The sequence below is a fragment of the Streptomyces diversicolor genome, assembly GCF_057537855.1.
This window is the reverse complement of record NZ_BAAJXA010000011.1, coordinates 128,397-142,159: the sequence shown is the minus strand read 5'-3', so window position 1 is coordinate 142,159 and position 13,763 is coordinate 128,397. Positions and strand designations below refer to the sequence as shown.

Below are 13,763 nucleotides of genomic sequence, written 5' to 3'. Positions count from 1 at the left end.
TGTGGGTGCGGATTTGATGCCGGGTGCGGGTTCGTCGTGGCTTGGCGCGCAGTTCCCCGCGCCCCTTGGGGATTGCGCTCAGCCGCGCTGGGTTGGTGAGGTGGGTTTGGCGCGGCTGGGCGCCGTTGGGGTGCGGGTTCGGTGCCGGGTGCGGGTTCGTTGTGGTTGCTCGCGCAGTTCCCCGCGCCCCTAGGGGCGGTTGTAGCAGCGTTTTAGTTCTGTTAGGTCGTAGAACTTGCTGGTCTTGGTGAGGGGGTGGCAGGTGGGTTTGAAGGGGGTTTCTTTTTCGTTGTAGAGCATGCGGATCAGGTAGCGGTTGCCCTTTTTGAAGACGTCCCATTGGATGTTGGCGCCCAGTGATGCCACGGACGCGCCCCGCCAGGGGTTGTTCGCGTAGGTGTACGGCTGCCCCGGCGTCGCCGGCTTCGTGCTGCCCGGCAGGCCCAGCAGCGCGGCCAGCGGGATGATCTCCTCGGCGTGGGTGAACCGCAGCTCCGCGCCGAGGTCGCCGGTGCCGTTCCGCTTGGCCTCGACCTGGGCGAAGAAGTCATCGAGGAGGACGTCGGCCATCCGGTAGGTGATGTCGCTGTCGGCGAAGCCCGGGCCCTTCTCGTAGAAGTCCTCGGCGTCTCCGAGATAGCCGAACCAGGCCGCGTCCTTCGCGGAGATGAAGCGGTCCATCCCCCAGCCCCTGCCGCCGGGGCTCTCCTCGCTCATCGCGGGGGCGATGGCGTACAGGTTGTAGACGGCCTCGGCCGCGGTGACCGCGTCGGCGGTCGAGGCGAACTCGCCGGCCTCGATCCGCTGGACGAAGGCGGGCCGGAACAGCCGCTCCAGCACCCGGCGGGCCGCGCGGTCGGTCGCGGGCTGTCCGGTGATGCCCTTGAGGGTGGCGGCGAGCCGCTGGTCGTTCTCGATGTAGTCGCGGTAGGCGGCCCCGCCCGCGGCCTTGTGGAAGTAGAGCAGGTCCTTGTCGGTGCGGGTGGGTCCGATGAGCGGCCGCAGCGCCGGTTCGGCGTCGGCGAGCGCCCCTGCGAACCGGTCACCGCTGTCGACGGCCCGCCCCTGCCCGGAGCTGACCACGTCGATCTTCTCGCCGTTCTTCGCGATCGAGGCGAACAGCCCCGGCAGCCGCCGTTCGAGCCGTACGGCGGTGTCCCGCATCTCCCGCTCGCCGCGCCCGCTCAGCTCGCCGTAGCCGACCTCGGCCATGGCGTCCAGCAGTGCGCGCACGGTCGGCCCGAACTCCTCGCCCTTCCGGGTGAGTTGGCCCTCGGCCGCGGCCCGGTCCCACAGGGCGAGGATCAGGTCGCCGTCCTCGCTGTCGGAGGCGGCGCGGGAGCCGTGCCGGGAGACGTTCTCGGTGAAGACGGGGGTGAAGCCGGCCGGGGGCCGCTGGTAGGTGCCGGGATTCTGCTGCGGGGCGTACGGCGCCTTCGTGCCGTAGCCCTCCCGGTGCGGCAGGCCGTCTGCGGCCTGCGCGGGCAGCGCGGCGGCCAGCAGGGCGCACAGCGCGAGCGCGGGGGCGATGCGTTTCATGGGCGGTCCGTTTCGTTCAGGCGACGCGGAAGACCGGGTGATCTTCCGCATCGTCGGCCGCCGGTGTGAACGCGCCGTGGCTAGGAGGTGGCCTGTGTTCCCTGTGTCTCCCCGCCCGTCTCTCCGTCCGTCTCCGCCTGCGGCTCTCCTTCCGTCCTTCCTTCCATGGCCAGCAGTTGTTCGTTCGGGATCGCGCCGCCGAAGCGCCGGTCGCGGGAGGCGAACTCGACACAGGCGCGCCACAGGTCACGGCGGTCGAAGTCGGGCCACAGCACGTCCTGGAAGACCATCTCGGCATAAGCGCTCTGCCAGATCAGGTAGTTGGAGGTGCGCTGCTCGCCGCTCGGGCGCAGGAACAGGTCGACGTCCGGCATGTCCGGGTAGTAGAGGTACTTCTGGATGGTCTTCTCGGTGACCTTGCCGGGGTCGAGCCGGCCGGCCCGCACATCCTCGGCCAGCGCCCGTGCCGCGTCGGCCAGTTCGGCCCGGCCGCCGTAGTTCATGCAGAAGTACAGGGTGAGCAGGTCGTTGCCCTTGGTCTGTTCCTGGGCGACCTGGAGTTCCTTGGCGACCGACTTCCACAGCCGGGGCATGCGCCCCACCCAGCGCACCCGGATGCCGATGGCGTCGAGTTCGTCGCGGGTCTTGCGGATGAAGTCGCGGTTGAAGTTCATCAGGAAGCGGACCTCGTCGGGCGAGCGCTTCCAGTTCTCGGTGGAGAAGGCGTACAGGGAGATGTTGCGGACGCCGATCTCGACCGCGCCCTGGAGCACGTCAAGCACCCGCTCCGCGCCGACCTTGTGCCCCTCGGTCCTGGGCAGCCCGCGCTCCTTGGCCCAGCGCCCGTTGCCGTCCATGACGATGGCCACGTGCTCGGGGACCAGTTCGCCGGGGAGCTTCGGGGCGCGGGCACCGGACGGGTGCGGCTCCGGCGCCCTGTACTCGCGCCGCTGGCGCCCCAGAATCCCGCGTACGACCATGTGCTTCTCGTCTCCCTACTAACGGTGTCCGCGCCGCCGGCGCCGACACCGTGCCTATGACTTTTCCACGTACCGGAGTGAGCGCAGCCCGCGCTCCAGGTGCCAGTGCAGGTAGGCCGACACCAGCCCGTTCCCCTCCCGGACGTACCGCGGCTCGCACGCGTCCGCGGTCCCCCAGTCTCCCGTAAGCAGCGCGCCGAGGAGGACGAGGGCCTGCGGCGAGGGTACGACGCTGCCGGGGACCCGGCAGTCCGCGCACAGGGAACCGCCGGACGCGACCGAGAAGAACCGGTTCGGCCCGGGCATGCCGCACTTCGCGCAGTCGCCGAAGCTGGGGGCGTAGCCGTTGACGGCGAGGGAGCGCAGCAGGAAGGCGTCGAGGACGAGGTGGGGGGCGTGCTCCCCGCGGGCCAGCGTGCGCAGCGCGCCGACGAGCAGCAGGTACTGCTGTACGGCGGGTTCGCCCTCGTGGTCGGTGAACCGCTCGGCGGTCTCCAGCATCGCCGTCCCGGCGGTGTAGCGGGCGTAGTCGGTGACGATGCCGCCACCGTAGGGTGCGATGGTCTCACTCTGTGTGCACAGCGGGAGCCCGCGGCCGACGAGTTCGCTGCCGCGCGCGAAGAATTGCACGTCGACGTGGGAGAACGGTTCCAGCCGTGCCCCGAACTTGGATTTCGTGCGCCGTACGCCGCGGGCCACGGCCCGCACCCGTCCGTGGCCGCGGGTGAGCAGCGAGATGATCCGGTCCGCCTCGCCCAGTTTCTGGGTGCGCAGCACGATGCCGTCGTCGCGGAACAGAGTCATGGGGTCATTCTCCCGCATGCGGTTGGTGCGCGGTGCGGTGCTCTCAGTGTGCGGTGCTCTCGGTGTGCGGTGCGGGTGTGGGTGCGGTGAGCTGTGGTGGGCGTTCAGCCGGGGGCTTGCAGCCCCCCTGCCCCCGCAATCGGTTTGGGGCTCCCGGGCGCCGTGCGCGGGCGCGGGTGCGTTGTGGCTAGTCGCGCAGTTCCCCGCGCCCCTGACGGGGCACGACCCCACCGCCGTGCGCAAGCGCGAGTGCGATGTGGCTGGGCGCGCAGTTCCCCGCGCCCCTGACGGGGCACGACCCCACCGCCGTGCGCAAGCGCGAGTGCGATGTGGCTGGGCGCGTAGGTCCCCGCGGCCCTGACGGGGCGCGGCCCCGCCGGCGTGTGCCTTTCACGTTGTGTACTGGTAGCCGGCGTTGGTGGTGCCGCCGGGGGTGTGGACTGTGACGGCTGCCGTGCCGGGGGTGCCCGCGGGTGCTACGGCCACCACGTTGGTGTCGGAGACCGTGACGAACTCGGTGGGCGTGCCGCCGACCGTGACGCTGTCGGTGTACGTCAGGTTGCTGCCGGTGATGGTGATGCTGTTTCCGCCGGCGGCCGGCCCCTGGTTGGGGCTGAGACCGGAGACGACCGGCTGTGCGACGTAGGTGTAGTAGGGGTCGCCGACCCCGGGAAGGCTGGTGCCGCCCGGCGTGGTGACGGTGACGGTGACGGTTCCGGAACCGAACGGGGCCGGCGCGGTGATCTGGCCGTCCGAGACGACGGTGACGCCGGAGGCCGCGCGGGAGCCGAAGCGTACGGCGCCGGCGAGGGTCAGATTGCTGCCCGTGATGGTCACCGTGTTGCCGCCCAGGGTCGGCCCCAGAGCGGGGAAGACGCTGTCCACGCTCGGCAGGGGGACGTAGAAATAGGCCACCGGGGTGCTGGTCCCTCCGTTCGTGGTGACGGTGAGATTGACGGCACCCGCCGAGCCCGCGGGGGCCAGGACGGTCATCTGGGTGCCGGAGTTGCCGGTGACGGTGGCGCTGTGGCCGCCGAACACGACGGCGGCGCCGGAGAGCGCGGTGCCGGTGAGCGTGACGGTGTTCCCGCCGGCGGCGGGGCCCTGGGCCGGGGTGATCGAGCTGATGACCGGGGCGGGCAGATAGGTGAAGGTCACGCTGTTGCTGGTGCCGGCGGGGCTGGTGACGGTGACGGCGGTCGAGCCCGAACCGGCGGGTGTCGTACAGGAGATGGTGGTGTCGCTGAGCGTGCTGAACTGTGCCGGGTTCGTGCCGAACCTGACCGCCGTCGCACCGGTGAAGCCGCTGCCGGTGAGCGTGACGGGCGTACCGCCCGCGGCCGGTCCCTGGGTGGGGCTGAGGCCGGTGATGGTCGGCGCCATGGGTGCTCCTTTCCACGTGCCGGAGCGGGGGCCGCCGTGCCCCGGCCAGGAGCCGGGTCGGGGCACGGCGGCCGGTGCGCTCCCGAGGAGGTGCCCAGGGCGGCCGGCGCGGAGGGAAGGGGCGATCGGCGGCCCTGGGCGGGTGGGGTCAGGCGCCGGTGAACACGTCGCCGGCGACGATCGCGCTGGTGCCGCCGGGGGTGATGACCTGGAGGTCGTAGGTCGTGCCCGCGGTGAGGCCGGCGGGGACGACGACGATCAGCTGGGTCTCGGAGACGGAGGTGAAGCTGCTGGCCGGGATCGCGGCGCCGCCGGCGGTCGGCGTGAAGGTCGCGTTGACCACGTTGTCGAAGCAGGTGCCCGTGACGGTGACGTTCGTTCCGGCGGGCCCGGTGGCCGGGCTGAGGCTGGTCACCGCGGGAGCGTTGAAGTAGACGAACTGGTCGGCGACGCTCGTGGTGCTGGTTCCGCCCGGGGTGGTGACGGTGACGTCGACGGTGTCCTGGCAGCCGGTGAAGGCGCCGTGCGCGGGCGCGGTGACGGTGATCTCGCTGTCGTTGACCACGGTCAGCCCGGTGCCCGCGCCGATGGCGCCGAAGGTCACCGCCGTGGCGTTCAGGAAGCCGCTGCCGCTGACGGTGATGGTGCCGGGGCTGGCCGGGCCCGCGGTGGGTGTCACGGCCGCGACGGCCGGGGTGGCCGCGTAGAAGAACGGCAGGGAGTTGGTGGTCGACGTGCCGGCCGTGACGTTGATGTTGTACTGCCCGGCACACAACGACGGGATGGTGCAGGTGATCTGGGTGCTGCTGACGACGGTGGCGGGGGCCGACTTGTTGCCGAAGTTGACCCTGGTGGCCGTCGACAGGGCGGTTCCGTTGATCGTCATGAGCTGTCCGGCGGAGCCGGGGTTGCCCGTGCTGATCGAGGTGATGGTTGCCATGTTGATTCCTTTCGCGGTTGGCCGCGTGATCGGGCGGTGATGGCATGGGCCGAACTGTCTTGCCGGCCATGGGTGTTCAGGCGGACTGGGCATGCCGGCCCGTCCGGGCGGTGGAACGGTGCGGTGCCCGGCGTCGGCGCATGCTCGTGCGGGCCGGGAATGCGGGGGCGGATGCGCGGAGCGTGGGCGGGAAGTGCCCCGCATGCCTGGCTTCCGCGGCCTCAACGGAACGGCGGCTCGTCCCGAGCCGGTTCAACGGTGAGGAGGTGACGGGGAAAGAAGAACGGAAGAAAGGGAGAGGGGGGCGCCGAAGGCGCGGGGTCATCGACTTCAGCCAGTGCTGAGCGTGACCATGAGACTCAGTCAATCTGTCAAAACTCAGTAATCCATCTGAGTGACCGTCACCGCAAGAGCGGGGCAGTCGATTCGCTCATTCGGAGCAGCGCACGGCCGCCTGCACCACAGGCGTACCACCTGCGCGAACGGCCCGGAAAAATGCTCCGGCGCACCTAAGTCTGAAAATATTACTGCGTTTCCCGATGTCCGGCCGAACGCGAAAAGCGGTCCGTCCCGCCCACCGGACAGGTGGGCGGCACAGACCGCTTGCTCTTGTGTTCTTCGCTCGGGATCGGATCGGGGATCAGATCGGCTGGCAGAGCGACACGACGTTGACCGTGGCGGCGTCGGCGCCGGGATTGGTGACGGTGATGGTCCAGGCGTTGCCCGGAGTGCTCGTGAGCGTCTGTACCAGACCCGACCCCGACACCTGGCTCTCCCCGCCGCTGACGGCGATGAAGGACCCGAGGGTGCTGCAGTCACCTCCCTGGAGCGTCATCGTGCCGCCGGCGGGGATCGTCTGCGGGTTCAGGGGCGAGTCCAGCGCCTGCGTCAGCGTGGTACCGCCGGGGCCCGTCGGACCGGTGGGGCCGGTGGGACCGGCGACACCGTCGGAACCGGTGGGGCCGGTCGGACCCGTGGCACCGACGGCGCCGCCGGCACCCGTCGGACCGGTCGGACCCGTCACACCGTCGGCGCCCGTGGGTCCGGTGGGACCCGTCACACCGGCCAGCCCGGCCGCACCCGTGGGACCGGTGGGGCCCGTCGCGCCGTCCAGACCGGCCGCGCCCGTCGGACCGGTCGCACCCGTCGCACCGTTCAGACCGGTCTCGCCCGTGGGACCCGTCGGACCCGTCACACCATCGGCGCCCGTGGGACCGGTGGGACCCGTCACACCGGCCAGCCCGGCCGCACCCGTCGGACCGGTGGGGCCCGTCGCACCGTCCAGACCGGCCGCACCGGTCGGACCGGTCGCACCCGTCGCACCGTCCAGACCGGCCGCGCCCGTGGGACCCGTCGCACCCGTCGCACCGATGGCGCCATCGGCACCCGTGGGACCGGTGGCGCCCGTCGCGCCGTTCAGACCGGCGGCACCCGTCGGGCCGGTCACGCCGTTCAAACCGGCCGCACCCGTCGGACCCGTGGCACCGTTCAAACCGGCCGCACCGGTGGGACCGGTAGCCCCGTTCAAACCGGCCGCACCCGTCGCGCCGGTCGGGCCGGTCGCGCCCGTAGCGCCGTTCAGACCAGCCGCACCGGTCGGGCCGGTGGCTCCGGTCGCGCCGTTCAACCCAGCGGCACCGGTCGGACCCGTAGCCCCGTTCAAACCAGCGGCACCGGTCGGACCCGTAGCCCCGTTCAGCCCAGCCGCGCCGGTGGGACCCGTAGCCCCGTTCAGACCAGCCGCGCCCGTCGGACCCGTAGCCCCGTTCAACCCAGCCGCGCCCGTCGGACCCGTCGCGCCAGTGGCGCCATGCAAACCGGCCGCGCCGGTCGGACCCGTCGCACCGGTCGCACCGGTCGCACCGGTCGGGCCGGTGGGGCCGATCTGGCCGTCGCAGTACGGGACGCCGGTCGCGGCGACCCAGCGGGCGGTCACCCAGCCGGGGCGGTCCGCCAGTTGGTACCAGACGGTGTTGCCGTCCACCGGAGTGCCCACGTCCCAGCACAGGATGCTGACGCTCGCCCCGAACGGGAACGAGCCCAGGACCGCAGAGTCGGTCGAGGGCTGCTCACGGATGTTCACGCCCGTGGTCGCGGTCACCGTCCCCGTGACCGCGGCCCGTACGAGCCGCTGATGTCTGTTCACCCCCGCTCCCTTGGCGAACCGCGCCGCCTGCGAGGCGGCGGCCTGGGCGTTCGCCCGGCCCTCCGCCGACTGCGCCTGTGCGGCGACGGGGCCGCACAGGCCCCAGGTAAGGCCGAGGCTCACGGCCCCGAGTGCCAGCGACGAGACGCCCCTGGCCTTGACAGCCCCATGCACCAAAACCCACCGTGCCTTTCCTGACGAAGTGTGAGGGATGAGGTGCGAACAGCAAACGCCACATTCCGTCAAGAACATAAGAAAACTTGGCCCTAGTGACTCAAAAGCGGCACAGGGATCGTCCGGGGGGCTCGCAAATAGTCTGCTAATAGGCCCCCGAGGACTCGCTCACCCCACTCCGCGTGACCGATGCGCCGCGCGTGCCTCGATGCCGCGGAAGTGGACGGCCATCGCGTGCTGCGCGCCCGCGCCGTCCCGGGCGCGCAGCGCGGTGACGATGTCGCGGTGCCGGCGGACGGTGACCTCGGGCGCCGGGTCGTCTCGCCAGCCGCGGGCGCCGGAGACCCGGCGGAACACCGTCCAGAACGCGCCCAGGAGCTGCGGCACGAGGGCGTTGCCGAGCGGTACGTACAGCAACTCGTGGAAGCGGCGGTCCAGTTCGGGGCAGGGGCGGCCGGCCAGGACCGCCGCCTCCATCCGGGAGACCACCGACTCCAGCCGGTCCAGGTCCGCTTCGGTCACCGTCGCCGCCACCCGGCGGATCAGCCCCTCCTCCAGCACCTCGCGGACCTGAAGGACCTCGGCCAGGGCGCCGGGGTCGTCGTCGTGCCGGGTCAGCGTGCGGAAGGTGAGGCCGTCGACCAGCGGGGCGAGGGAGGCCCGGCCGACGTAGCTGCCGTAGCCGTGCCGGATCTCCACGATGTCCAGGGCCTGGAGCGCCTTGAGTGCTTCGCGGACGGAGTTGCGGCTGACGCGGAGGCGGCCCATCAGCTCCGTCTCGGTGGGCAGCGGCGCACCGGGCCGCAGCCCGCGGTCGAGGATCAGCTGGACGACCGCGCGCTGTATCCGGTTGTTCCCGGGCTCCCCTGCGGGCATGCGCCGCATGCTACGCACAGGGGACGTCCCACGTCCCATCTCCCGGTGTCACCAGCGCCAACTCCCGCCATTTCGCTGCGTCATTGGTGCGACCTGTGGCGGCTACGCCATTCGTGTGCGATCCCTTGACCGGTCCCACTGGCACTCCTATGGTCACGCTGACCGGCCGGACGTAGGACGTCGTATCTCCTCTGCCGTATCCCTCCACCCGCCTGTGCGAACCCTGTTCCGGACCCCCTGGAGGAAACCGTGCGCGACGACATGACCCACGAGGTGCCGGCCCCGCACCGCCGGTCGTTCCTGAAGTACGGCGGCGCGCTGGGTGCGGCCGCCGCGCTCTCCCCGTCGCTCGCGGCCTGTTCGGCCGGGCCCGAGTCCACGAACGACACCGGCGGCGGGGACGGCCGGAACCGCACGCTGACCGCGGTGATCGGCTACGGCAACGACGGCAGCTGGGACCCGACGCAGACGGCGTCCGCGTTCTGCATGGCCGCCAACCATCACATCTACGAGGGGCTGCTGGACACCGATCCGATCTCCCGTGACCCTTATCCCGCGCTGGCCACCCGGGCGCCGGCCGATCCGAACGCCACCACGTGGCGGTTCACGCTGCGGCCGGGCGCCCGATTCCACGACGGCAAGCCGGTGACGGCCGATGACGTGGTCTTCGTCTTCGACCGGATCCTGGACCCGGGCACCCAGACCGTCGCCAAGGGCTTCTTCGAGAGCTGGTTGCGGGAGGTCCGCAAGGTCGACGCGCGGAACGTCGAGCTGGTGCTCAAGTTCCCCTTCCCGGACGGGCTCTCCCGGCTCACCCTCGCCAAGATCATGCCGGAGCATGTCTTCTCGCGGCCCGGTGCGTGGGACGACGCGATCAGGGGGAAGGCGATCGGCTCGGGGCCGTACCGGCAGACCGCGCACCACCCGAAGTCGAACACCACCTTCGAGGCGTTCGCCGACTACAACGGTCCGCGCAGGCCCGCGTTCCAGAAGATGAACTGGCTGACCATCGTCGACGCCGCCCCGCGCGTGGCGAAGATCTCCGGAGCCGGCGCCGGGGCGCAGATCGCCGACAACATCCCGTACGCCGCCGTCCCCCGGCTGGAGCGGGACGGGCTGAGCGTCGCGGGCGGTGCCGGGATGAACAACCTGTTCCTGATGTTCAACACCGCGCGCAAACCGTTCGACGACGTACGGGTCCGGCAGGCGCTGCACTACGCCATCGACAGCCGGAAGATGGTCGAGGTCGCGCTGAAGGGGCACGGGACGCCGTCGTCGTCCTTCCTCAATGAGGGCAACCCCGCCTACCGGCGGGCGAAGACGGTGTACGACCACGACCCGGCCAAGGCGAGGGCGCTGCTGGCGGCGGCCGGGGTGCGGAACCTGAAGATCGACGTCCTCGCGGTGAACGTCAGCTGGATCGTGGACTGTCTGCCGACCATCAAGGCGTCCTGGGACGCGATCGGTGTGCGGACGACGCTGTCCCCGCAGGAGACCACGGCCGTGTTCACCAAGATGGACCAGAAGCAGGACTACCAGGTCGTCGCCGCCGCCTCGAACCCCAACCAGTTCGGCCTCGACGCCGACCTGATCATGCACTACAACTACGGTCCTGCCAACCTGTGGATGCGCTACACCCGGTGGGCCGACGACCCGGTGGCCAGACAGCTGTTCAAGGACATGGACCGGGCGACCCGGGAGCCGGACCCGGACCGGAAGACGGCGATGGTCCAGGACTACATCGACGTCGTCGCCGAGCAGGCCGTGCTCTATCCGGTCGTGCACAACGAGCTGATGACCGCCTGGGACCCGAAGCGGCTCACCGGCATAAGGGCACAGCCGTATCCCGGCATCAACCTCCTCCAGGCCAAGTGGGTCTGACGGCATGACGGCCGTCGTCCGTATCCTGCTGCACCGCATCGCGCTGCTGGTGCCGCTGCTCCTCGGCATCGTGCTCTTCGTGTTCCTGGTGATGCGGTTCTCCGACGTCGACCCGGCGTCCGCGTTCTTCCAGGGGGCCAACCCGACACCCGGGCAGCTGCACGACTTCCGGGAACGCAACGGGCTGCTCGACCCGCTCCCGGTGCGCTACGTCCGCTTCGTCGGCGATCTGCTCCACGGCGACCTGGGCACCAGCGCGCTGACCCGGACACCGGTCGTCGACCAGGTCACCACCGCACTGCCGCTCACCCTCCAGCTGACCTTCCTCGGCCTCGGCCTCGCGGTGCTGCTGGCGCTGGCCGGCGGGGTCACGGCGGCCATCCACCGGGACCGGCTGCCCGACCAGGTCATCCGGGTCCTGTCCCTGACCGGGGTAGCGGCCCCCGGGTTCTGGCTCGCGCTGCTGATGATCCAGTACCTGTCGGTGGACCGGGGCTGGTTCCCGACCGGCGGCTACGTCAACCCGGCGGACTCCCTCACCGGCTGGCTGCGCACCATGGCGCTGCCCGCCCTCGCGCTGTCACTGCCGGTGGCCGCGCAGCTCACCCGGATCGTGCGGACGGCCGTCGTGGAGGAACTGGACAAGGACTATGTGCGCACGGCGATCGGCAGCGGGCTGCCGCCCCGGGTGGTGGTCGGCCGGAACGTGCTGCGCAACGCGCTGATCAACCCGCTGACGGTGCTCGGGCTGCGGGTCGGCTATCTGCTGGGCGGCGCGGTGGTCATCGAGACGATCTTCGCGCTGCCCGGCATGGGCAAGCTGATGATCGACGCGGTGCAGAACGGCGACCCGGCGGTGGTCCAGGGGGTGGTGCTGACGACGGCCGCCGGGTTCGTGGTGGTCAACCTGGTCATCGACGTCCTCTATCTGCTCGTCAACCCGCGGCTGAGGGAGGCCGCCTGATGCTCACCCGCAAGAGCCTCACCGCGCGGCTGTCCCGGCCCGGTGCCCGGCCGCGCGGCCCGCGCCGACTGCCCGCCCTGTCTAAGGCGGCCGTCTGCTTCCTGGCCGTCGTCGTCCTCGCGGCCCTGCTGGCGCCACTCCTCGCCCCCGACGACCCGCTGGACCAGCAGACACCGGTCGGCGGCACCGGGCATCCCTCCGCCGAGCACTGGATGGGCCAGGACAGCCTCGGCCGGGACATCCTGAGCCGGCTGATGTACGGCGCGCGCTGGTCCCTCGCCATCGGACTCGGCGCCACCGCGCTCGCCCTCGTCGTGGGCGCGCTGCTCGGGGCGCTCGCGGCCACCTCCCGCAAGGCGGTGGACGAGACGCTGATGCGCTGCCTCGACGTGGTGATGGCCTTTCCCGGCATCGCGCTCGCCGCGGTGCTCGTCGCCGTGTTCGGCGGTGGCATCGCCGTACTGATCTGCGCGATCGCCTTCCTGTTCACCCCGCCGGTGGCCCGGGTGGTGCGGGCGAACGTCCTCGACCAGTACGGCGAGGACTATGTGACGGCGGAACGGGTCATCGGCGCCCGCACGCCGCACATCGTGCTGCGGCACGTCGCCGTCAACTGCGCGGCCCCGGTGCTGGTGTTCTGCACCGTGCAGGTCGCCGAGGCGATCGTCTTCGAGGCGTCGCTGTCGTTCATCGGCGCGGGCGTGCGGCCGCCGGACCCGTCGTGGGGCAGCGTCATCGCGGACGGCAAGAACATGGTGCTGACCGGCGGCTGGTGGGCGACCGTCTTCCCCGGGCTGCTGATGCTGGTCACCGTGCTGTCCCTGAACGTCCTCGCCGAGGGCGTCTCGGACGCCTGGGCTGCCCCCGCGGCCCGCGCGGTGGACGTGCGGGGGGACGACGACCGGCCGGCGGTGCCGGAACCCGGCGGCGAGCTGCTGCCGCTGCCCCGACTGGCCGATGCCGCCCGGCGGTTGCGGGCCCGGGCGCGTCCGCTGCCCGACCCGGGCGGGCAGCCGGTGCTCGCGGTGGAGAACCTGGCCATCGGGTTCCCGGACCGGCACGCGGGTGTCGACGTGGTCGACGGGATCAGCTTCGAGGTGCGGCCCGGCGAGGTCCTGGGCCTGGTCGGCGAGTCGGGCTGCGGCAAGTCGCTGACCGCGCTCGCGATCATGGGGTTGCCGCCCAGGGGTGCCCGGGTCGCCGGTCGGATCCGGTTCGGCCGGCGGGACCTGCTCGCCGAGCCGACGCGCGTGCGGCGCAGGCTGCTCGGCCATGAGATGGCGATGGTCTACCAGGACGCACTGTCCTCGCTGAACCCGGCGATGACCGTCCGCGCCCAGCTGAAGCAGCTGGTGCGGCGCGGTGGCCGGCGCGGCGCCGCCGAGCTGCTGACCCTGGTCGGGCTCGACCCGGAGCGCACCCTGCGCAGCTATCCGCACGAACTCTCCGGCGGTCAGCGCCAACGCGTCCTGATCGCCATGGCGCTGTCCCGTGATCCGAAGCTGATCGTCGCCGACGAGCCGACGACCGCCCTGGACGTGACCGTGCAGGCGCAGATCATGGAGCTGCTGCTGCGGCTGCGGGCCGAACTGGGCTTCGCGCTGATCCTGGTCTCGCACGACCTGGCGCTGGTCGCGGACGTCACCGACCGGGTGGCGGTGATGTACGGCGGGCAGATCGTGGAGACCGGCGTGACCGCGGACCTGGTGGCGGCGCCCGCCCACCCCTACACGCGCGGGCTGCTGGGCAGCGTGCTGTCGCTGGAGTCGGCGGCCGAGCGGCTGACCCAGATCAGCGGGGTCGTCCCGGCACCGGCCGACTTCCCGGCGGGCTGCCGGTTCACGGCCCGCTGCCCGCGGGCCGGCGGGCTGTGCCGGACGACGGCACCGGACCCGCGGGGCACCCCCACCCACACCGCAGCCTGCCACCACCCCGCCCTCGACCTGACGACAACCCAAAGCGAGGCGGTCACGTGAACACGCTGAGCGCTCCGCTGGATGCGCCGCGCCATGCCGTCGATTGTCCGCGGCACCGTCGTGGCCGGTCGCGCAGTTCCCCGCGCCCCCTCGGGGCGTC

The 13,763-nt window shown here is 71.6% G+C and carries 10 protein-coding genes and 1 pseudogene; 3 read left to right on the top strand and 8 right to left on the bottom strand.

The genetic code is table 11. The annotated features are described in order from the left end of the window. Positions 1-189: 189 nt before the first annotated feature. The 8 genes and pseudogenes from AC27LF_RS15440 to AC27LF_RS15405 form a co-directional block, all read right to left on the bottom strand. Positions 190-1,539 (bottom strand): histidine-type phosphatase, encoded by a 1,350-nt coding sequence (locus tag AC27LF_RS15440; RefSeq protein WP_479658918.1) that lies wholly within the window; start codon positions 1,537-1,539, stop codon positions 190-192. An 80-nt stretch (positions 1,540-1,619) separates the two neighbouring features. Beyond that, positions 1,620-2,519, bottom strand: coding sequence for an isoprenyl transferase (locus tag AC27LF_RS15435; RefSeq protein WP_479658917.1), 900 nt, complete (start codon positions 2,517-2,519; stop codon positions 1,620-1,622). Between the two features lie 54 nt (positions 2,520-2,573). Further along, positions 2,574-3,323: a DNA repair protein RecO gene (gene recO, locus AC27LF_RS15430; RefSeq protein WP_479658916.1), complete on the bottom strand. Its 750-nt coding sequence runs from the start codon at positions 3,321-3,323 to the stop codon at positions 2,574-2,576. 390 nt (positions 3,324-3,713) lie between these two features. Further along, positions 3,714-4,706 carry an IPT/TIG domain-containing protein gene (locus AC27LF_RS15425; RefSeq protein WP_479658915.1) on the bottom strand — a complete coding sequence of 331 codons (993 nt, stop codon included), beginning with the start codon at positions 4,704-4,706 and terminating at the stop codon, positions 3,714-3,716. 148 nt (positions 4,707-4,854) lie between these two features. After that, a complete protein-coding gene (locus AC27LF_RS15420) occupies positions 4,855-5,646 on the bottom strand; it encodes an IPT/TIG domain-containing protein (RefSeq protein WP_479658914.1) in 792 nt (263 codons plus the stop codon). 640 nt (positions 5,647-6,286) lie between these two features. Continuing rightward, complete coding sequence (locus tag AC27LF_RS15415; protein WP_479659012.1) at positions 6,287-7,093, bottom strand: collagen-like domain-containing protein; 807 nt, start codon at positions 7,091-7,093, stop codon at positions 6,287-6,289. Between the two features lie 531 nt (positions 7,094-7,624). After that, positions 7,625-8,044: pseudogene (locus AC27LF_RS15410) on the bottom strand (SH3 domain-containing protein); the annotation flags it as partial. A 90-nt stretch (positions 8,045-8,134) separates the two neighbouring features. Beyond that, positions 8,135-8,851: a FadR/GntR family transcriptional regulator gene (locus AC27LF_RS15405; RefSeq protein WP_479659011.1), complete on the bottom strand. Its 717-nt coding sequence runs from the start codon at positions 8,849-8,851 to the stop codon at positions 8,135-8,137. A gap of 252 nt (positions 8,852-9,103) precedes the next feature. Between AC27LF_RS15405 and AC27LF_RS15400 the strand changes: the two genes are divergently transcribed. The 3 genes from AC27LF_RS15400 to AC27LF_RS15390 are packed head-to-tail and all read left to right on the top strand — an operon-like array spanning position 9,104 to position 13,663. Further along, complete coding sequence (locus AC27LF_RS15400) at positions 9,104-10,723, top strand: ABC transporter substrate-binding protein (RefSeq protein WP_479659010.1); 1,620 nt, start codon at positions 9,104-9,106, stop codon at positions 10,721-10,723. 4 nt (positions 10,724-10,727) lie between these two features. Further along, complete coding sequence (locus AC27LF_RS15395) at positions 10,728-11,687, top strand: ABC transporter permease (protein WP_479658913.1); 960 nt, start codon at positions 10,728-10,730, stop codon at positions 11,685-11,687. Then, positions 11,687-13,663 (top strand): dipeptide/oligopeptide/nickel ABC transporter permease/ATP-binding protein, encoded by a 1,977-nt coding sequence (locus tag AC27LF_RS15390; RefSeq protein WP_479658912.1) that lies wholly within the window; start codon positions 11,687-11,689, stop codon positions 13,661-13,663. Before AC27LF_RS15395 ends, AC27LF_RS15390 begins: the two co-directional genes overlap by 1 nt. Positions 13,664-13,763: the final 100 nt, after the last annotated feature.

Coding starts and splice junctions, on each gene's coding strand:
- AC27LF_RS15400 (WP_479659010.1), top strand. CDS start 9,104: ATGACCCACGAGGTGCCGGCCCCGCACCGCCGGTCGTTCCTGAAGTAC.
- AC27LF_RS15425 (WP_479658915.1), bottom strand. CDS start 4,706: ATGGCGCCGACCATCACCGGCCTCAGCCCCACCCAGGGACCGGCCGCG.
- AC27LF_RS15405 (WP_479659011.1), bottom strand. CDS start 8,851: ATGCGGCGCATGCCCGCAGGGGAGCCCGGGAACAACCGGATACAGCGC.
- AC27LF_RS15390 (WP_479658912.1), top strand. CDS start 11,687: ATGCTCACCCGCAAGAGCCTCACCGCGCGGCTGTCCCGGCCCGGTGCC.
- AC27LF_RS15435 (WP_479658917.1), bottom strand. CDS start 2,519: ATGGTCGTACGCGGGATTCTGGGGCGCCAGCGGCGCGAGTACAGGGCG.
- AC27LF_RS15395 (WP_479658913.1), top strand. CDS start 10,728: ATGACGGCCGTCGTCCGTATCCTGCTGCACCGCATCGCGCTGCTGGTG.
- recO (WP_479658916.1), bottom strand. CDS start 3,323: ATGACTCTGTTCCGCGACGACGGCATCGTGCTGCGCACCCAGAAACTG.
- AC27LF_RS15420 (WP_479658914.1), bottom strand. CDS start 5,646: ATGGCAACCATCACCTCGATCAGCACGGGCAACCCCGGCTCCGCCGGA.
- AC27LF_RS15440 (WP_479658918.1), bottom strand. CDS start 1,539: ATGAAACGCATCGCCCCCGCGCTCGCGCTGTGCGCCCTGCTGGCCGCC.